The sequence below is a fragment of the uncultured Reyranella sp. genome, from assembly GCF_945957355.1.
Classification (GTDB): domain Bacteria; phylum Pseudomonadota; class Alphaproteobacteria; order Reyranellales; family Reyranellaceae; genus Reyranella.
Genome location: NZ_CAMFKM010000031.1, coordinates 19,775 through 37,029, shown reverse-complemented (window position 1 = coordinate 37,029; position 17,255 = coordinate 19,775). Strand labels below are relative to the sequence as shown.

The window sequence follows — 17,255 nt, the reverse complement described above, 5'->3', positions numbered from 1 at the left end:
TCGCCCGCCACGTCGATGACCAGCGCCTCGGGATGGGCGATCTGCACGCCCAGCGCCGCCGGGAAGCCGTAGCCCATGGTGCCGAGGCCGCCCGAGGTCATCCAGCGGTTGGGCTGCTCGAACTTCAGGAACTGCGCCGCCCACATCTGGTGCTGGCCCACTTCGGTCGTGATGTAGTGGTCCTTGTCCTTGATGTGGTGATAGAGCCGCTCCAGCGCGTATTGCGGCTTGATCACCTTGTTGTTCGGCTTGTAGGCGAGGCAGTTGCGCGCACGCCAGGAGTCGATCTGCTCCCACCACGCCTTCAGCGCCTTCTGGTCGACCTTGGGCTGCTTCGCCTTCCAGCCCTTCACCAGCTCTTCCAGGACGATGCCGGCATCGCCCACGATGGCGAGGTCGACATGGACGTTCTTGTTGATCGACGACGGATCGATGTCGACGTGGATCTTCTTCGAGCCCGGCGAGAACTTCGAGAGGTTGCCGGTGATGCGGTCGTCGAAGCGCGCGCCGATGTTGATCATCACGTCGCAGCCGTGCATCGCCAGGTTGGCTTCGTAGGTGCCGTGCATGCCCAGCATGCCGAGGAACTGCTTGTCCGACGCCGGGAAGGTGCCCAGCCCCATCAGCGTATTGGTGACCGGATAGCCCGTGAGATGCACGAGCTGGGTCAGCAGCTTCGACGCCTTGGGACCCGCGTTGACGATGCCGCCGCCGGCATAGAACACCGGACGCTTGGCGCCCGCGATCATCTCGATCGCCTGCTCGATCTTCTTCGGGTCGGGCTGGGTCTGAGGCCGGTAGCTCTTGTGCGTCACCGCGACCTTGGGCGGCGCCACATACTCGTGCTTGTTCATCAGCACGTCCTTGGGCAGGTCGATGACGACCGGGCCCGGACGGCCGGAGCGCGCGACGTAGAAGGCCTCGTGGACCGAACGCGCGAGGTCGCCCACCGACTTCACCAGGTAGTTGTGCTTGGTGCAGGGGCGCGTGATGCCGGTCGTGTCGGCTTCCTGGAAGGCGTCGTTGCCGATCAGATGGGTCGGCACCTGGCCGGTCAGGCAGACGATCGGGATCGAATCCATCAGCGCGTCGGTCAGGCCGGTCACGGCGTTGGTCGCGCCGGGACCGGAGGTCACCAGCACCACGCCGACCTTGCCGGTCGAGCGGGCATAGCCTTCGGCGGCATGCACGGCCGCCTGCTCGTGGCGCACCAGCACGTGGCGCAGACGGTTCTGCTTGAAGAGCGAATCGTAGATCGGAAGGACCGCGCCGCCGGGATAGCCGAAGACGACCTCGACTTCCTCGTCGATCAGGGCTTTCACCAACAGATCGGCGCCGGTCGTGGCGGGCTCCTCGGGCTTCATCACAGCGATCTCCTTCTGACAAATGTGCCGCAAAACGGGGGTTTTGCGGCGGGGCGGAACATAGGGGCCGGGTTTGGGCCGGTCAATCGAAAAAGACCGAAACGCAAAGTTTCAGGCATCCAGATTGTCCAAATATTTCTCAATCTGACCCAGAGCTTGATCAGCCCTCGGGTCCAATACCAGATCTGGTGCCATTTGGTGCCTGAACCACGTCATCTGGCGCTTGGCGTATTGCCGTGTGTGATCGATGCCGATGCGCCGGACCTCCTCGAGCGGCATTTCCCCCCGGAAATGGCGGAAGAACTCCGGAGCGCCATGCGCCTTGAGGCCCGGCCATGCCGGATCGGGATGTTTGTCGAAGACGGCGCGGACTTCGGCCTCCACGCCCTGGGCCAGCATGACGTCGAAGCGGCGCTCGATCCGCTCCCGGAGCCAGGCGCGGTCGGGCGAGAGCAGCACCGTCGCGAACCGCCAGGGCGCCGCCAAGGGCTCGCCCTCCTGCCAGTCGCTGAGCGGTCGTCCCGTCGCCAGCCATACCTCCCAGGCCCGCACATGGCGCTGGCGGTCGCCGGGCTTCAGCCGGGCGACGATGATGGGGTCGTGGGCGGCCAGTCGGGCGCGAAAGGCATCGGGGCCGAGCGCCGCCCAGTCGGCGTTCGCCTGCTCGCGCAGCCCCGCAGGGGCATCGGGGATGGTCGCGATGCCCTTCATCAGGGTGCGCAGGTAGAGGCCCGAGCCGCCGCACAGGAGGGGCACGCGGCCCGCCGCCAGGGCGCGCTCGATCTCAGCGGTGGCCATCGTGCGCCAGCGCGCGGCCGATACGGTCTCGCTGAGCGGCAGCACGCCGTAGAGTGCGTGCGGCGCCCGTTCTCGCTCCTCTTGCGTCGGCTGCGCCGTCAGGATCGGGAAGGCATCGTAGGTCTGCATCGCATCGGCATTGATCACCGTGCCGCCACGGCGTTCGGCGAGGGCGAGCGCCAGCGCCGACTTGCCGCTGGCAGTCGGTCCGGTGACGACGATGACGGGGGTTCTCGCTTGCGAAACCATGGGTCGGCGCACTGTTTGCAAATCCGCGACCCCGCCGCTAGAGCCGGGGCGTGAAAAACGTCCTCGTCCTGATCTCCGATCCATCCCGCCCCGCCGTGACTGACGCGGCTGTCGCAACCGCCGTCGAAGCCTTGAAGAAGAGCGGCGCCACCGTCGGCGCGCCCGCCTGGCTCGACCGAGGCATCGCCTGCGACCTGCCGTTCGACGGCCCCGCCGCGCCCGTGAGCCTGCCGGGCGTCGATGCGGTCGCTCTGCCCGCCGCGGGGCGGCGAAAAAAGCTGCTCGTCGCGGACATGGAATCGACCATGATCCACAACGAGATGCTCGACGAACTGGCGGAGTTCCTGGGCCTGCGTGAGAAGATCGCCGGCATCACCGCCCGCGCCATGAACGGCGAGATCGATTTCGCCGGCGCGCTCGAGGAGCGGGTCGGCCTGCTGAAGGGCCTGCCGGTCGGCAAGCTCGACGAGGCCGCGACGCGCATCCGCTACATGCCGGGCGGCGCGACGCTGGTCGCGACCATGCAGAAGCACGGCGCCTACTGCGCGCTGGTGTCGGGCGGCTTCACCTATTTCACCGCCATGGTGCGCAAGGCGCTGGGCTTCGATCTCGACGCCGCCAACGTGCTGGAACATGACGGCACGTCGCTGGCCGGCACGGTCGGCCGGCCGATCCTGGGCAAGGAAGCCAAGCTCACGACCCTGCAGCGGCTTGCCGGCGAGCGCAGCCTGGGCGAAGCCGATGCGGTGAGCGTGGGCGACGGGGCCAACGACCTGCCGATGCTGAAGGCCGCCGGCCTCGGCGTCGCCTTCCACGCCAAGCCGGCGGTGGCGGCACAAGTGCCGGCGCGCGTCGATCATGGCGACCTCACCGCCCTGCTCTACCTGCAGGGCTATCGCCGCAGCGACTTCGAACAGAGGAAAGACCCATGACCGACGTGCAGCAGATCGTCCTCGCCAAGCGCCCCCAGGGCGACGTCACCGCGGACTGCTTCCGCTCCGAGGCCGCCACGCTCCCGGCGCTCACCGACGGCCAGATCCTGATCGCCCAGCGCTTCCTGTCGCTCGATCCCTACATGCGACCGCGCATGACCGAACTGCGCTCCTACACGCCGCCCTTCGAGCTCGACAAGCCGCTCACCGGCGGCTCGGTCGGCGAGGTGGTCGAGTCGAAGAACCCCCGTTACGCCAAGGGCGACATCGTGATGGGCATGCTGAACTGGGCCACCCACACGGTCCATGACGGCAAGGGCCTGCGCAAGATCGACCCGGCCGGCGTTCCCCTGTCGGCCTATCTCGGCGTGCTGGGCATGCCGAGCTTCACGGCCTGGTACGGCATCCGGCACATCTGCAAGCCCAAGGCGGGCGAGACGGTGTTCGTCTCCGCCGCGACCGGCGCCGTCGGCCAGGTGGCGGGCCAACTCGCCAAGCTCGCGGGCGCCCGCGTCGTGGGCTGCGCCGGCGACGAGCAGAAGTGTCAGTGGGCGGTGCGCGAGGCCGGTTACGATGCCTGCTTCAACCACAAGGCCGAGAGTGACGTGGGCGCGGTGCTCGACAGGCTCTGCCCGCAGGGCATCGATGCCGATTTCGAGAATGTCGGCGGCAAGATCTTCCACGCCGTCTTCGCGCGCCTAAATAATTTCGGCCGGGTCGCCTTCTGCGGCGCCATCTCCGAGTACCAGGACGCCACCCCGATCGCCGGCCCGGAGAAGATGTTCACCATCGTCCAGCGCCGTCTCACGCTGCAGGGCTTCATCGTCTCCGACCATGTGGCCCTGATGGGCGAGTTCGTGAACGAAGTCGGCGGGCTGGTGGCCTCGGGCAAGCTGAAGAGCCGCGAGACCGTGATCGACGGCCTCGCCAAGGCACCCGAGGCCTTCATGGGCCTGCTCAAGGGCGAGAACTTCGGCAAGCTGGTGGTGAAGATCTGATTTCATTGGAGCGCGCCACTCCAGTGGCGCAATCATGATCATGAGCGCCACTGGAGTGGCGCGCTCCATAAAGCAAAAAAAGGCCGCGCGATGCGCGGCCTTTCGTTTGATCGGAGGCGAGACCTACTTCTGCAGCCTGAGCGCCGCGAAGCGGGGGTCGCCCTGGCGCTCGACGAAGAGGAGGACGGAGCGCTTCTTCTGCTGCTGCAGCTTGGTCACGAGGTCCGACACTTCCTGAGGCGTCGTCACCGGCTTCTGGTCGACCTCGAGGATCACATCGCCCGCCTGGAGCTGCTTCTCGGCAGCGGGGCTGTTGGGCGCCACCTTGGTGACGATCACACCCTTCACCTGGTCGGAGAGACCATAGCGCTCACGCAGCTGGTCGGTGACCTTCTGGAGGGTAAGTCCGAGCTGCTCGATCGTCGAGGTCACCGGCTGGTCGGGCTCGGCCGGCTTCTTCTGACCGCCCTGGGCGGAGGTGTTCTGCTTCTCGGCCTCTTCCTGTTCGCCGACGCGCAGCTTCAGAGGCACTTCCTTGCCGCCGCGCCACACCACGACGTCGACGGTGTTTCCGACCCGGGCATTGGCCACGACCCTCGGAAAACGCCGCAGGTCGAGCACGTCCTGGCCGCCGAACGAGAGAATGATGTCGTTGCGCTTCAGGCCCGCCTTGAAGGCCGGCCCGTCGGCGGTGACATTCGCCACCAGAACGCCGCGGGCACGATCGAGGCCGAAGGAGTCGGCGATGTCGTCAGTGACGCTCTGGTAGCTGACGCCGATCCAGCCGCGCTTGACCTTGCCGAATTCGCGGAGCTGGTCGGCGACCTGCTTCACCATGTTCGACGGGATCGAGAAGGCGAGACCGGCATTGGTGCCGGACGGCGAATAGATCGCGGTGTTTACGCCGATGACCTCGCCATCGGTGTTGAACAGCGGACCGCCAGAGTTGCCCTTGTTGATGGCGGCGTCGGTCTGCAGATAGTCATCGAGAGAATCGTTCAGCGAACGGCCGCGCGCCGAAATGATGCCGGCCGTCACCGAATGGCCCATGCCGAACGGATTGCCGATGGCGATCACCCAGTCGCCGACCCGCGACTTGTCCGAATCGCCCCACTTAACCGCCGGCAGCGGCTTCTTGTTGGGCGGCTCGACCTTCAGCACGGCGAGGTCGACACGGCTGTCGGAGCCGACCAGCTTGGCCTTGAGCTGGGTGTCGTCGCGGAAGATGACGGTGATGTCCTCGGCGCCCTGGATCACGTGGTTGTTGGTGACGATGTAACCCTCGCCATCGATCACGAAACCGGAGCCCAGCGACGTCCCGCGGCGCTGCTTCTGCTCCTCGCCTCCGCGCTTGTCGAAGAACTCCTTGAAGAGCTCCTCGAAGGGCGAGCCGGGCGGAAGCTGCGGCATGTCGCGCAAGCGCGGACCCTGCTGGGGCACGTTCTGCGTGGTCGTGATGTTGACGACGGTCGGCATCAACTTGTCGACCAGCTCGGAGAAGCTCTCCGTCGGCTGGCGGGCCCAGACGGGCTCCGCCGCGACGAGACCGAGCGATGCAATCGCCGCGAGAGCGGCGCCTCTGAAGTAGCCTTGAAAATCGCCTAGAATCACGACCGACCTCCAACGGCGCTCAAGGCCAAACGGTCGGTACGGCCGGCGCCGCGCGTTAGAGTGACTGTCTACATGTGGGCCGATTGTGGCGCAAATAAAGTGCTCGTTATCGAGCCCGCTTTTGCTGGGGTTTTCGACCGCGCCGAAAAAGAAACCGGCGGCGTGGCAGGAGTGCCACAGCCGCCGGTTCGGTACGGTATTTGCCGGTTCCTACTTCTTGGGAGAGACCATTCCGGCCGGGTCGTTGAAGTAGCGGAAGAAGTCGTTGTCCGGACTGAGCAGCATGGTCGAGCCGCCCGAGCCGAACGCCTGCTTGTAGGCCTCCATGCGCCGGTAGAAGGCGTAGAAGTCCTTATCCTTGCTGAAGGCCTTGGCGTAGATCTCAGTCGCCGCGGCGTCCGCCTCGCCCCGCAGGATCTGGCCCTTCAAGCCGGCATCGGCCTTGATCACCGCGACTTCGCGGTCGGCCGTCGCCTTGATGCGGGCATTCTCCTCGTCGCCCTCGGCGCGGAGCTGGCCGGCCTCGCGCTCACGATCGGTCTTCATGCGATTGTAGACCGACTGGGAGTTGGCCTGCGGCAGGTCGGCGCGCTTGATACGCACGTCGACTGTCTCGACGCCCAGCTCCATGGTCTTGATGTTCACCCGTCGGGTGATCTCGTCCATCAGGTTGGCGCGCTGGTCGGTGAGAACCGCATGCAGCGGGACCGACGACAGCACGCCGCGGATCTCCGAGTTGATCAGCGAGTCGAGCAGGCCCCGCAGGGACGTCTCGCCGCCCGGGACGGTCTGCGCGTAGCGCTTGGCCGCCACGATCTTGTAGCGGGCATAGGCATCGACCACGAGGCGCTTCTGATCGCCCGCGATGATCTCGAACTCCTCGGCTTCGTAGTCGAGCAGCCGGCGGTCGATCCGCTGGATGTCCTGGATCCACAACGGAATCTTGACGTAGAGGCCGGGCTCCGTCTTCGGTTCGCCGACGATGGCGCCGAACTGGCGGACCAGCACCTGCTTGGTGGGATCGACCGTGTAGAAGGTCTGTGTCAGCACGAAGCCCAGGACCGCAAGCACGACCAGGGCGATGATGGAACGGTTGCTCATCGCGTGGCTCCCGGCAGGGGCTGGGGCGGCCGCGGTGGCTGCGGCCCGACGCCCGGCGCCTGGCCGGAGCGCAGCTCCGGCAGAGGCAGGTAGGGCAGCACGCCGCCGTTGTTGGTCGTGCCCTTGTCGACCAGGACCTTGTTCACATTGCGCAGCACCTCTTCCATCGTGTCGAGGTAGAGACGCTCGGTCGTGATGTCCTTGGCCTTGGCCCACTGCTCGTAGACCTGGTCGAAGCGTTGCGCATCGCCGCTGGCGCGCGCGATGATCTCGGCCTTGTAGGCTTCGGACCGCTGGACGATCGACTCGGCTTCGCCCTTTGCCCGAGGCAGCTGCTGGTTGCGATAGGTGTTGCCCTCGTTGATCAGCTTCTCCTTGTCGGCGCGCGCCGCCTGGACGTCGCGGAACGCCGCGATGACTTCCTGCGGCGGGTCGACGCGCAGGAGCTGGATCTGCGAGATGCGGACACCGAGCCCGTATTCGTCGAGCATGCGCTGCAGCAGGTCCTTCGTATCCTGCTCGATGCGGCTGCGGCCTTCGGTCTGGGCGTATTGCAGGTTCGACTTGCCGATCACCTCGCGCATCGCGGCTTCGGCGCCGGCCCGCACGTTTTCCTCGGGATTGCGCACGTCGAATGCATACTTGTAGACGTCCTTGATCTGCCACAGCACCGCGAACTCGATGTCGACGATGTTCTCGTCGCCGGTCAGCATCAGGTTTTCCGTGGACGTGGGACGCGGGCCGCGGCTGTAGGGCGTGGAGACCTGGTTGCCGCGCGAGCCGATGACGGTGCGGCGCTGATCCTGCACGTTCACGACCACGCGCTCGCCGATCGGGGCCGGCAGGTTGTAGTGCAGGCCGGGCTCGACGGGCTTGCCATAGGGCTTGCCGAACACGAGCTGGATGGCCTGCTGGTTGGGCTGCACGCGGAAGAAGCCGGTCGCGAGCCAGATCACGAGGGCGCCCAGCACCACCAGCGCAATGCCCTTGTAGGAGCCGAAGCCGCCCGGAATGAGGTTCTTGAGCCGCTCCTGGCCTTTGCGGATGACATCTTCCATGTCGGGCGGGCGCCGCGAGCCGAAAGGTCCGCCACCGCCACCGCCACCGCCCCGGTTGCCATTGCCGCCGCCGCCCCAGGGACCACCGCCACCGCCGGAGCCGCCGCCTCCACCGCCGCCGCCCCAGGGGCCGCCGCCACCGCCGTTGTTATTCCACGCCATTTTCACCTCAAGGGCCCCTGCTGCCGCTTCTGACCGCGCTTGGGCGCGTTGTCGCTTTTGATTTCCAGACGCGCTGCATATATGTGACCACAGGCACACCTTCAATCAAGCGGCGGACGCGAAATTGCGCCGCGGCGGAAGCGGCAGAACATGGCGGAAATCAGTGAAACGGCCATCCGCAAGGTTCTCGATACCATCATCGATCCGGTGACGGGACGCAGCGTCGCGGCGCTCGGCATGGTGAGCGGCATCGCGACTCGCGCCGGTCACGTCGCGATCACCCTCGACGTCGACCCCGCCCGCGGCACCGCGCTCGAACCGCTGCGCCAGGCCTGCGAGCAGGCGATCCGGGCGATGCCGGGCGTCCTCTCGGCCACCGCGGTCATGACGGCGGAGCGCGCCGCACCTCCGCCGCCACCCGCGCCGGGCGGTCATCACGGCCACAGCCACGGCCCAGCGGCCAAGACGACCGGGGGCGGCGGCCGCATCGACGTGCCGGGCGTGAAGCACATCATCGCCGTGGCCTCGGGCAAGGGCGGCGTCGGCAAATCGACCACCGCCGTCAACCTGGCGCTCGGCCTCGCCGCCAATGGCCTGGCCACGGGACTGCTCGATGCCGACATCTACGGCCCCTCGATGCCGCGGATGCTGGGCGTCACCGAGAAGCCGGAATCGGCCGACGGCAAGATGCTGAAGCCGATCGAGAAGTACGGGCTCAAGACCATGTCGATAGGCTACATCGTGAACGAGGACACGCCGATGATCTGGCGTGGCCCCATGGTGTCGAGCGCGCTCGAGCAGATGCTGCGCGACGTGCAGTGGGGCGACCTCGACGTCCTGGTGGTCGACATGCCGCCCGGCACCGGCGACGCGCAGCTCACCCTTGCCCAGCGCGTCGCGCTGGCGGGCGCGGTCATCGTCTCGACGCCGCAGGACATCGCGCTGGTCGACGCGCGCAAGGGCCTCCACATGTTCCGCAAGGTCGCGGTTCCGGTGCTCGGCATCGTCGAGAACATGAGCTACTTTCTCTGCCCCAAGTGCGGCGAGCGCTCGGAGATCTTCGGCCATGGCGGCGCCCACGAGGAAGCCGACAAGCTCGGCGTGCCGTTCCTTGGCGAGGTCCCGCTGCATCTCGACATCCGAACGACGTCCGACAGCGGCCATCCCATCGTGGTGTCGAAGCCCGACAGCCCTCACGCACAGGTCTACAAGAACGTCGCCGGCCGCGTCTGGAAGCAGCTCTCCGCCAACCAGCGCGGCGCCCGCAGGGCCCCGAACATCGTGGTGCAGTAGGCTCAAGCTTGCCTCCCCATTCAGATGGGGAGGTATGTGAATGGGGAAGAGGGCTTACGTCTTCGTCTTGCGCTTGCTCGGCCGCCAGCCCGGGCGCCATTTGCCGATCAGGCCGTGGACGCCGATCATCGAGCCGGCGACCAGTTCGAGTGCCAGGAAGCGGCGGTCCTCGACCCAGCCGGGGAGCTGGATGTTGAGCGCCAGATCGCGGCGGAAGCCGAACTGGTTGTAGTACTCGGGGTCGCCGACCAGGATGATGCGGCTGTGGCCCAGCATGCGCGACTGCGCCATCGAGTGCCACATCAGCGCCTTGCCGTAGCCCAGGCCGCGCAGTTCCGGTGAAATGGCGAGCGGGCCCAGCATGACGGCCGGCCACTTGTCGTTGATCAGGATCGGCCAGTTGCGGATCGACGCCACCATCCGGTCCTTCTGGTCGATCGCCACGAAGCACAGTTCGCGGATCGGCTTCACGCCCTCGCGCAGCCGGTAGACCGTCTTCTGCTGGCGCTCGGGCCCGAAGGCCGCCTCGTTCATCTCCTCGACCGCGGTGTTGTCACGCGGCCGCTCGCGCAGCAGCCGCAGCCGGCCGGGATCGCGGATCACGTCGCCTGCCCGAGCGCCGCCATCAGCTCGCGCCATTCGCGGGCGCTGAGCCCGCTCGACTTCTGATCGACCGTCTCGCCGGCCAACATGCGCTTCACGATGGCGAGGCCGGTCTTGGACAGGTGCGTGCCGCCCAGGCGGTACTCGACGAAGGCATCGTGACTGATCGGGCACCAGCGCTTCAGCGTGTCGAGCATCGTCTCGGCATAGACGCGGATCTCGTACTGCGCATGGGCATCGGCGCGCAGCGACAGGAAGTGCATGAGGTTGTGCAGGTTCGTCTTCCAGTACCACTGGGTATAGAAGCCGAGCGACAGGTTCATGCGCGCGAGTTCGCGCGCGAGGCCGGACCGTTCGGGATCCAGTGGCGCGCCGCCCTCGCCCTCGTTCAGCATCTCGAGATAATGCTCGTAGGCGAGTTCCGCGTCCTTCTTCAGCAGATCGAAGACTCGCTCGGCTTCCTTGCCCGCCAGGACCTGGTCGCGGCCCTGCCGGTTCATCGCGCTCTGGGCGGCGAGGTGCTCGGGCTTCGGGATGTAGAACTCGTTGTCGAGGATCGAGTAGCGCGCGGAATATTCGTTCACGTTGGCGGTGCGATGACGGATCCACTGGCGCGCCACGAAGATCGGCAGCTTCACGTGGTACTTGATCTCGCACATCTCGAACGGCGTCGTGTGGCGGTGCCGCATGAGATAGTTGATGAGGCCGCGATCCTCGCTGACCTTCTTGGTGCCGCGGCCGTAGCTCACCCGCGCGGCCTGCACCACGGCGGCATCGTCGCCCATGTAGTCGACGACGCGGACGAAGCCGTGGTCGAGCACCGGCAGCGCCTTGTAGAGGATTTCCTCCAGCGCCGGAGCCACGGGGCGCAGGGTCGGCTGGGCCCCGGCCCGGGCCTGGTCGATTTCTGCCTGCTGGTCGCTGGAGAGGGCCATCGGTTCGCTGTCCTTGGTTTCGCCGGACGTTATGGGGGAAATCGCGCCGGGCGGGCAAGGATCGAGGCCCGACCACCTTCAAAAAGCCGGGGGAAGAGCCTATATGGAGGGTGTCGGGAAACCGACTATGGCGATAAACGCCGCGTGAAATAAGCGTTTCGGACCCGGGGGCAGTACCCGGCGCCTCCACCATTTCTCTCCGCCCTCGGGCGGAACCGATGGGGGCGAACCAGGATCGACGAGCGTGGTAAAGGCGCGGTTTTTGCCCGGTATGGTTCCGCCGTGACGGGCCATTCACAAGTGCTAACGATAACACCGTTACACTCGCTGCTGCCGCCTAAACAGCGGACGTAAGCGCGGTCCGGGGGGCACCGGGCAACAGAAGCCCCCCACTTCATTCTCGGCGTCCCACTTTCTTTCCCGGCGATTGCCCGCTATTGCCATCGTTGACTCTCCCGCATCGCGGGCCGATGCTTTCACGAAATTTCCGACAGGCCATGAACGATCGCTTTCACTACGACGCTCTCGTCGACGATGCGCTGCGCAGCGTCGTGCGACGCGTGCTGACTCAGGTCGCGGAAACGGGCCTTCCGGGCTCGCACCATTTCTACATCAGCTTTCGCAGCGGCGATCCCGGCGTGGAACTGCCCGAGTATCTGCGTGCCAAGTATCCCGACGAGATGACGATCGTCCTGCAGCACCAGTACTGGGATCTGATCATCCGCGAAGACGATTTCGAAGTGACGGTCAGCTTCAACAAGCTGCAGGAGCGCATCAAGGTCCCCTTCGCCGCGCTCTCGGCCTTCGTCGATCCGTCGGTGCGCTTCGGCCTGCAGTTCGACCGCCGTGACAAGGAAACGGGCGAGAAGGTCTCCCCCGAGAAGCCGGAGGGTGCGTCCGAGCCGACCCCGCTCCCCGTGCCCGAGAAGCGGCCGGCGCCTCCCGTCGCGGACGGCGAGACGGTCGGAACCGAGGGCGAGGCCGGCGAAGCGCCCAAGCCCGAGGACGCGGCCTCCAAGGTCGTCAAGCTCGACAGCTTCCGAAAGAAGTAGGTAGACGCCGCGCCCCGGCTGCGGCAGGAAACCGGCGCCCCGACAGGGTCGCCAGGAGAGAAGACGCATGCCCGAATTCCAGTTCCAGGAAATGTTCCCGAGCCACGAGGACACGACGCCCTACCGCAAGCTCACCTCGGACTTCGTCGGCACCACCAGGTTCAACGGCCGCGACGTGCTGACCGTCGAGCCGGAGGCCCTGACCACCCTGACGGCCGCCGCTTTCCATGACATTTCCCACCTGCTGCGCCCCGGCCACCTCCAGCAGCTGCGCAACATCCTCGACGACAGCGAGGCCTCGGCCAATGACCGCTACGTGGCGCTCGAACTGCTGAAGAACGCCAACATCTCCGCCGGCGGCGTGCTGCCGATGTGCCAGGACACCGGCACCGCCATCGTCATGGCCAAGAAGGGCCAGGCGGTGTGGACCGGCGGCGGCGACGAGGAAGCCATCGCCCGCGGCGTCTACAAGACCTACACCGAGACCAACCTGCGCTATTCGCAGGTCTCGCCGCTGTCGATGTTCAAGGAAGTACAGACCGGCACCAACCTGCCGGCGCAGATCGACATCTATGCGACCGACGGCGACGCCTACAAGTTCCTGTTCGTCGCCAAGGGCGGTGGCTCGGCCAACAAGACCTACCTGCACCAGCAGACGCCGGCGGTGCTGAACGAGGCCTCGCTGCTCAAGTTCCTCGACACCCAGATCCGCACCCTGGGCACCGCCGCCTGCCCGCCCTATCACCTGGCCATCGTGGTCGGCGGCACCTCCGCCGAGATGAACCTCAAGACGGTGAAGCTCGCCTCGACCCGCTACCTCGACGACCTGCCGAGCGAGGGCAACAACAAGGGCGTCGCCATCCGCGACCGCGAGATGGAGCAGAAGGTGCTGGAACTCACGCGCCAGATGGGCATCGGCGCGCAGTTCGGCGGCAAGTATTTCTGTCACGACGTGCGCGTGATCCGCATTGCCCGCCACGGCGCTTCGGTGCCGATCGGCATCGGCGTCTCCTGCTCGGCCGACCGCCAGGCCGTCGGCAAGATCACGAAGGACGGCGTCTTCCTCGAACAGCTCGAGACCAACCCCGCACACTTCCTGCCCGAGGTCGAACCGGCGCAGCTCTCGGGCGATGTCGTCTCGGTTGACCTGAACAAGGGCATGGCCCACACGCTTTCGGTGCTGACCAAGCATCCGGTGAAGACCCGCGTGAACCTCAGCGGCACGCTGATCGTGGCGCGCGACTCCGCGCACGCCAAGCTCAAGGAGCGGCTCGATCGCGGCGAGGGCCTGCCGGACTATTTCAAGCAGTTCCCGGTCTACTATGCCGGCCCGGCCAAGACCCCGACCGGCATGGCCTCGGGCTCGTTCGGCCCGACCACGGCCGGCCGCATGGATTCCTACGTCGACCTCTTCCAGGCCAATGGCGGCTCGATGGTCATGCTGGCCAAGGGCAACCGCAGCAAGCAGGTCGTCGACGCCTGCCGCAAGCACAAGGGCTTCTATCTCGGCTCGATCGGCGGTCCGGCCGCCATCCTCGCGCAGAACGTCATCAAGAAGGTCGAGGTGCTGGAGTATCCTGAGCTCGGCATGGAAGCGATCTGGCGTATCCAGGTCGAGAATTTCCCGGCCTTCATCATCACCGACGACAAGGGCAACGACTTCTTCAGCGACCTCAAGATCTGACGGTCACGGCTGCTTTCGATCCGGCCATAGGCGGAATGAACGAAGGCATTCGGTCGAGGCGACGGGCTTGGGATGACTGCCCTTTGTCGATCCAAGCGGTGCCGGTCCGGGCGTTGACGACGTGCAGCCGGGGGCTGTGACACCCGGGCACTCGGAAGCTGCCGGCGGCGCTGTGCACGTCCCGCCCTGGCCGTCGCCGGCAACCATCGAGCGTTCGACGACGGCGAAGCCGGCAAGCACGGCGACCGTGCCGATCATGGCGCGTATCATCGAAGCCCTTCCCACGTTTGCGCCAGCGGCTCCCCAGCGGCCGGCCCTTCACCCCGCCCCCGTTCTAGGTCCGCTGTGCAGCGCCGTCGTGGCGGGCTTTGTAAGATTTGTGTCCCGTCCCGCGCTACACTCGCCCCCATGAACCTCGCCAAGCAGCATCTCGACGTCGGCCTGTTTTCCAACACGCGCGACGAGCAACTGGCCTTCTGGCAGCAGACGGTCGGCCTGCCTTACGACCACATGGGCAAGCTGGGCGGCGGCATGCAGCAGCACCGCCATCACATGAACGGCTCGATCCTGAAGATGAACCATGCGCGCGGGCCGCTGCCCGACGTACCGCCGTCGGGCATCATCGGCCTGGAGATCGCGCGCGAGGGTCTGGCTTCACCGCAGCCGCTTGCCGACCCGGACGGCAACAAGGTGACGCTGGTGCCGAAGGGCGCGAACGGCGTCGAAGGCGTGGCCATCCTGCTCCGGGTCAACGATCCCGCCGCGCACGACCGTTTCTGGACGCACGCCATGCAGTTCGAGCGCGTGGGCGAAGGCCGCTATCGCTGCGGCGACTCGCTGGTGGTCGTTGCCGAGCAGGGCAAGGTCGAGAGCGCGGTCGGCCAGTGGCGCGGCCCTGGCTATCGCTACATGACGGTGCAGGTCTGGGATTGCCTGGCCGAGTATGCCGGCATCCTGGAGCGCGGCGGCACTTCGGGCGGCGAGCCGCGAGTGCTCGGCGACACCGTGCGCTATGCGTTCGTCTGCGATCCCGACGGCAACCACATCGAGATCAGCCAGCGCGCTTCGCTGACGGGCGGGGCGCTCTAAAGCGCCCCAGCCAGGTTAGCGCTTGCCCTTGCGGGCCTTGCGGGCGGCGTAGCGGGCGTCGCGGGCGGCCTTCTGCTCGGCCTCGGTCAGCACCGGCTTGGCCTTGCGCCTGGCGGCACGCTCGGCTTCCGCAGCGGCAGCCGCAGCTGCAGCCTCCGCGGCGGCGGCCGCTGCCGCCTCTTCCGCGGCGATCCGTGCGGCTTCGCGCTCGGCCGCAATCCGTGCCTCTTCCGCCCTCTTGGCTTCCCGGCGCTCGTTCTCGCGCGCCTCGCGGGCGGCCGCGATGGCGGCGCGCTCGGCCTGCTTCTTGAGGAGTTCCGGATCGTTGGCCTTGGCCTTGGCCTTCTCGAGCAAGGCCTGCTTGGCCGCCGCGGCGGTCGCCAGGCGATCGCCGAAATCCACGTTCCTGCCGCTCATGGTCCTTTTCTTTACTCCGCCGCCGCAGCGGCCTGCTTCTTGGCCCGCTTGCGATCCTCGAGATTGAGGAAGCGCTTGCGCAGCCGGATCGACTTCGGGGTGATCTCGACCAGTTCGTCTTCTTCGATATAGGCAATCGCCTGCTCGAGCGACATCTTGCGCGGCGGCGTGAGGCGGACCGCCTCGTCCTTGCCCGCCGCGCGGATGTTGGTGAGCTGCTTGCCCTTCAGCACATTGATCTCGAGATCGGTGCCGCGGCTATGCTCGCCGATGATCATGCCCATGTAAACGGGCACGCCCGGCTCGATGAACATCGGACCGCGATCCTCGAGCTTCCACATCGCATAGGCGACCGAGATGCCCTCTTCGTTGGCGATCAGCGCGCCGTTGCGCCGTCCGGCGATCGGGCCGCGATAGGCGCCGTATTCGTGGAACAGGCGGTTCATCACGCCGGTGCCGCGGGTGTCGGTCAGGAACTCGCCGTGATAGCCGATCAGGCCGCGCGACGGGGCGTAGAACACCAGGCGGGTCTTGCCGGCGCCCGACGGCCGCATGTCCTGCAACTCGCCCTTGCGCAGCGAAATCTGCTCGACGACGGCGCCGGTGTAGGCATCGTCGACGTCGATCACTACTTCTTCGATCGGCTCCAGGCGCTGACCGGTGACCGGGTCGGTCTTGAACAGCACCTTGGGACGGCCGACGGCGAGTTCGAAGCCCTCGCGACGCATCGTCTCGATCAGCACGCCGAGCTGCAGTTCGCCGCGACCGGCGACTTCGTAGGAATCGGCGTTCTCGGTGTCGGTGACGCGGATGGCGACGTTGCCCTCGGCCTCGCGCATCAGGCGGGCGCGGATCATGCGGGTCGTGACCTTGTCGCCTTCCTTGCCGGCCAGCGGCGAGTCGTTGACCATGAAGGTCATGGCGAGCGTCGGCGGGTCGATCGGCTGCGAGGTGATGGGCTCGGAGACGGTGAGGTCGCCCAGCGTGTCGGCCACGGTGGCGACCTTCATGCCGGCAATGGCCACGATGTCGCCCGCCTCGGCCGAGTCGAGCGCCACGCGCTCGAGGCCGCGGAAGGCCAGGATGCGCGTGATGCGCGTCTGTTCGAGTTCCTTGCCGTCGCGGCCCAGCGCCTTGACCATCGTGTTGGGCTTGATCGACCCCGACAGGATGCGGCCGGTGAGGATGCGGCCGAGGAAGTTGTCGGCTTCGAGCGTCGTCACCAGCATGCGGAAGGCGGGATCCGGATCGATCTTCGGCGCCGGCACGTGGTTCACCAGCAGCTCGAACAGCGGCGTCATGTCAGTGTGCTCGGCCTCGAGCGAGGTCGCGGCCCAGCCCTGGCGGGCCGAGGCGAAGAGCGTCGGAAAATCGAGCTGCTCGTCGGAAGCCTCGAGCGCCGAGAACAGATCGAACACCTCGTCGTGCACCTCGTGGGCGCGCGCGTCGGAGCGGTCAACCTTGTTGATCAGCACGATCGGCTTCAGGCCGAGGCGCAGTGCCTTGCCCAGAACGAACTTGGTCTGCGGCAGCGGCCCTTCGGCGGCGTCGACCAGCAGCACGACGCCGTCGACCATCGACAGGATGCGCTCGACCTCACCGCCGAAATCGGCGTGGCCCGGTGTGTCGACGATGTTGATACGGGTGCCGTGCCATTCGACCGAGGTCGCCTTGGCGAGGATGGTGATACCCCGTTCGCGTTCGAGGTCGTTCGAATCCATGGCGCGCTCGGCCACCTGCTGATTCTCGCGGAAGGTGCCGCTCTGCTTCAGTAGGCAATCGACCAGTGTGGTTTTGCCATGGTCGACGTGCGCGATGATCGCGACGTTACGGATATCCATAATGATGTGTCCGGAGGGGTTGGTTGGGCGCGCTTATACGCACGCTCTGTGACGGCGGCAAGGCAACA

The 17,255-nt window shown here is 66.6% G+C and carries 15 protein-coding genes and 1 other RNA gene; 7 read left to right on the top strand and 9 right to left on the bottom strand.

The window, feature by feature from the left end:
• Nucleotides 1–1,364, bottom strand: a 1,364-nt coding sequence (gene ilvB / locus Q0Q48_RS27205; RefSeq protein WP_295145436.1) for a biosynthetic-type acetolactate synthase large subunit, incomplete at its 3' end; no start/stop codon positions are given.
• Nucleotides 1,365–1,475: 111 nt separating this feature from the next.
• Entirely contained in the window at nt 1,476–2,411 is a 936-nt protein-coding gene (gene miaA, locus Q0Q48_RS27200) for a tRNA (adenosine(37)-N6)-dimethylallyltransferase MiaA (protein ID WP_295145434.1), read from the bottom strand.
• Nucleotides 2,412–2,461: 50 nt separating this feature from the next.
• On the opposite strand from miaA, the gene serB reads away from it, so the two are divergent.
• Both serB and Q0Q48_RS27190 read left to right on the top strand, forming a co-directional pair.
• Complete coding sequence (gene serB / locus Q0Q48_RS27195) at nt 2,462–3,343, top strand: phosphoserine phosphatase SerB (RefSeq protein WP_295145432.1); 882 nt, start codon at nt 2,462–2,464, stop codon at nt 3,341–3,343.
• Nucleotides 3,340–4,341, top strand: coding sequence for an NADP-dependent oxidoreductase (locus tag Q0Q48_RS27190; RefSeq protein WP_295145431.1), 1,002 nt, complete (start codon nt 3,340–3,342; stop codon nt 4,339–4,341). The genes serB and Q0Q48_RS27190 overlap by 4 nt, the downstream gene beginning before the upstream one ends.
• Nucleotides 4,342–4,464: 123 nt before the next feature.
• On the opposite strand, the gene Q0Q48_RS27185 is transcribed toward Q0Q48_RS27190, so the two are convergent.
• From Q0Q48_RS27185 to hflK, 3 genes are all read right to left on the bottom strand, one after another.
• On the bottom strand, nt 4,465–5,952 hold the full coding sequence (locus Q0Q48_RS27185) for a DegQ family serine endoprotease (protein WP_295145429.1): 1,488 nt from the start codon (nt 5,950–5,952) through the stop codon (nt 4,465–4,467).
• Between the two features lie 210 nt (nt 5,953–6,162).
• On the bottom strand, nt 6,163–7,053 hold the full coding sequence (locus Q0Q48_RS27180) for a protease modulator HflC (RefSeq protein ID WP_295145428.1): 891 nt from the start codon (nt 7,051–7,053) through the stop codon (nt 6,163–6,165).
• Nucleotides 7,050–8,273: an FtsH protease activity modulator HflK gene (gene hflK / locus Q0Q48_RS27175; RefSeq protein ID WP_295145426.1), complete on the bottom strand. Its 1,224-nt coding sequence runs from the start codon at nt 8,271–8,273 to the stop codon at nt 7,050–7,052. Before hflK ends, Q0Q48_RS27180 begins: the two co-directional genes overlap by 4 nt.
• A gap of 150 nt (nt 8,274–8,423) precedes the next feature.
• On the opposite strand from hflK, the gene apbC reads away from it, so the two are divergent.
• Nucleotides 8,424–9,566 carry an iron-sulfur cluster carrier protein ApbC gene (apbC, locus tag Q0Q48_RS27170; RefSeq protein WP_295145423.1) on the top strand — a complete coding sequence of 381 codons (1,143 nt, stop codon included), beginning with the start codon at nt 8,424–8,426 and terminating at the stop codon, nt 9,564–9,566.
• 54 nt (nt 9,567–9,620) lie between these two features.
• On the opposite strand, the gene Q0Q48_RS27165 is transcribed toward apbC, so the two are convergent.
• Nucleotides 9,621–10,205, bottom strand: a complete 585-nt coding sequence (locus Q0Q48_RS27165; RefSeq protein WP_295145420.1) for an N-acetyltransferase — start codon at nt 10,203–10,205, stop codon at nt 9,621–9,623.
• On the bottom strand, nt 10,166–11,104 hold the full coding sequence (gene thyX, locus Q0Q48_RS27160; RefSeq protein ID WP_295145417.1) for an FAD-dependent thymidylate synthase: 939 nt from the start codon (nt 11,102–11,104) through the stop codon (nt 10,166–10,168). Before thyX ends, Q0Q48_RS27165 begins: the two co-directional genes overlap by 40 nt.
• 73 nt (nt 11,105–11,177) lie before the next feature.
• Between thyX and ssrA the strand changes: the two genes are divergently transcribed.
• The 4 genes from ssrA (at nt 11,178) to Q0Q48_RS27140 (ending at nt 14,929) form a co-directional block, all read left to right on the top strand.
• Nucleotides 11,178–11,498, top strand: a transfer-messenger RNA (tmRNA) gene (gene ssrA / locus Q0Q48_RS27155).
• A gap of 103 nt (nt 11,499–11,601) precedes the next feature.
• A complete protein-coding gene (locus Q0Q48_RS27150; protein ID WP_295145415.1) occupies nt 11,602–12,156 on the top strand; it encodes a ClpXP protease specificity-enhancing factor SspB in 555 nt (184 codons plus the stop codon).
• Nucleotides 12,157–12,223: 67 nt separating this feature from the next.
• Nucleotides 12,224–13,840, top strand: a complete 1,617-nt coding sequence (locus tag Q0Q48_RS27145; protein ID WP_295145412.1) for a fumarate hydratase — start codon at nt 12,224–12,226, stop codon at nt 13,838–13,840.
• A gap of 408 nt (nt 13,841–14,248) precedes the next feature.
• Nucleotides 14,249–14,929: a VOC family protein gene (locus Q0Q48_RS27140; protein WP_295145409.1), complete on the top strand. Its 681-nt coding sequence runs from the start codon at nt 14,249–14,251 to the stop codon at nt 14,927–14,929.
• A 15-nt stretch (nt 14,930–14,944) separates the two neighbouring features.
• Here the strand turns inward: Q0Q48_RS27140 and Q0Q48_RS27135 are convergent, their stop codons facing one another.
• Both Q0Q48_RS27135 and typA read right to left on the bottom strand, forming a co-directional pair.
• Complete coding sequence (locus tag Q0Q48_RS27135; protein WP_295145406.1) at nt 14,945–15,346, bottom strand: DUF6481 family protein; 402 nt, start codon at nt 15,344–15,346, stop codon at nt 14,945–14,947.
• Nucleotides 15,347–15,357: 11 nt separating this feature from the next.
• Entirely contained in the window at nt 15,358–17,187 is a 1,830-nt protein-coding gene (gene typA / locus Q0Q48_RS27130; RefSeq protein WP_295145403.1) for a translational GTPase TypA, read from the bottom strand.
• Nucleotides 17,188–17,255: the final 68 nt, after the last annotated feature.

Coding starts and splice junctions, on each gene's coding strand:
- Q0Q48_RS27150 (WP_295145415.1), top strand. CDS start 11,602: ATGAACGATCGCTTTCACTACGACGCTCTCGTCGACGATGCGCTGCGC.
- Q0Q48_RS27145 (WP_295145412.1), top strand. CDS start 12,224: ATGCCCGAATTCCAGTTCCAGGAAATGTTCCCGAGCCACGAGGACACG.
- thyX (WP_295145417.1), bottom strand. CDS start 11,104: ATGGCCCTCTCCAGCGACCAGCAGGCAGAAATCGACCAGGCCCGGGCC.
- miaA (WP_295145434.1), bottom strand. CDS start 2,411: ATGGTTTCGCAAGCGAGAACCCCCGTCATCGTCGTCACCGGACCGACT.
- Q0Q48_RS27140 (WP_295145409.1), top strand. CDS start 14,249: ATGAACCTCGCCAAGCAGCATCTCGACGTCGGCCTGTTTTCCAACACG.
- Q0Q48_RS27180 (WP_295145428.1), bottom strand. CDS start 7,053: ATGAGCAACCGTTCCATCATCGCCCTGGTCGTGCTTGCGGTCCTGGGC.
- typA (WP_295145403.1), bottom strand. CDS start 17,187: ATGGATATCCGTAACGTCGCGATCATCGCGCACGTCGACCATGGCAAA.
- Q0Q48_RS27135 (WP_295145406.1), bottom strand. CDS start 15,346: ATGAGCGGCAGGAACGTGGATTTCGGCGATCGCCTGGCGACCGCCGCG.
- Q0Q48_RS27190 (WP_295145431.1), top strand. CDS start 3,340: ATGACCGACGTGCAGCAGATCGTCCTCGCCAAGCGCCCCCAGGGCGAC.
- hflK (WP_295145426.1), bottom strand. CDS start 8,273: ATGGCGTGGAATAACAACGGCGGTGGCGGCGGCCCCTGGGGCGGCGGC.
- apbC (WP_295145423.1), top strand. CDS start 8,424: ATGGCGGAAATCAGTGAAACGGCCATCCGCAAGGTTCTCGATACCATC.
- Q0Q48_RS27165 (WP_295145420.1), bottom strand. CDS start 10,205: ATGGCGCGAGCTGATGGCGGCGCTCGGGCAGGCGACGTGATCCGCGAT.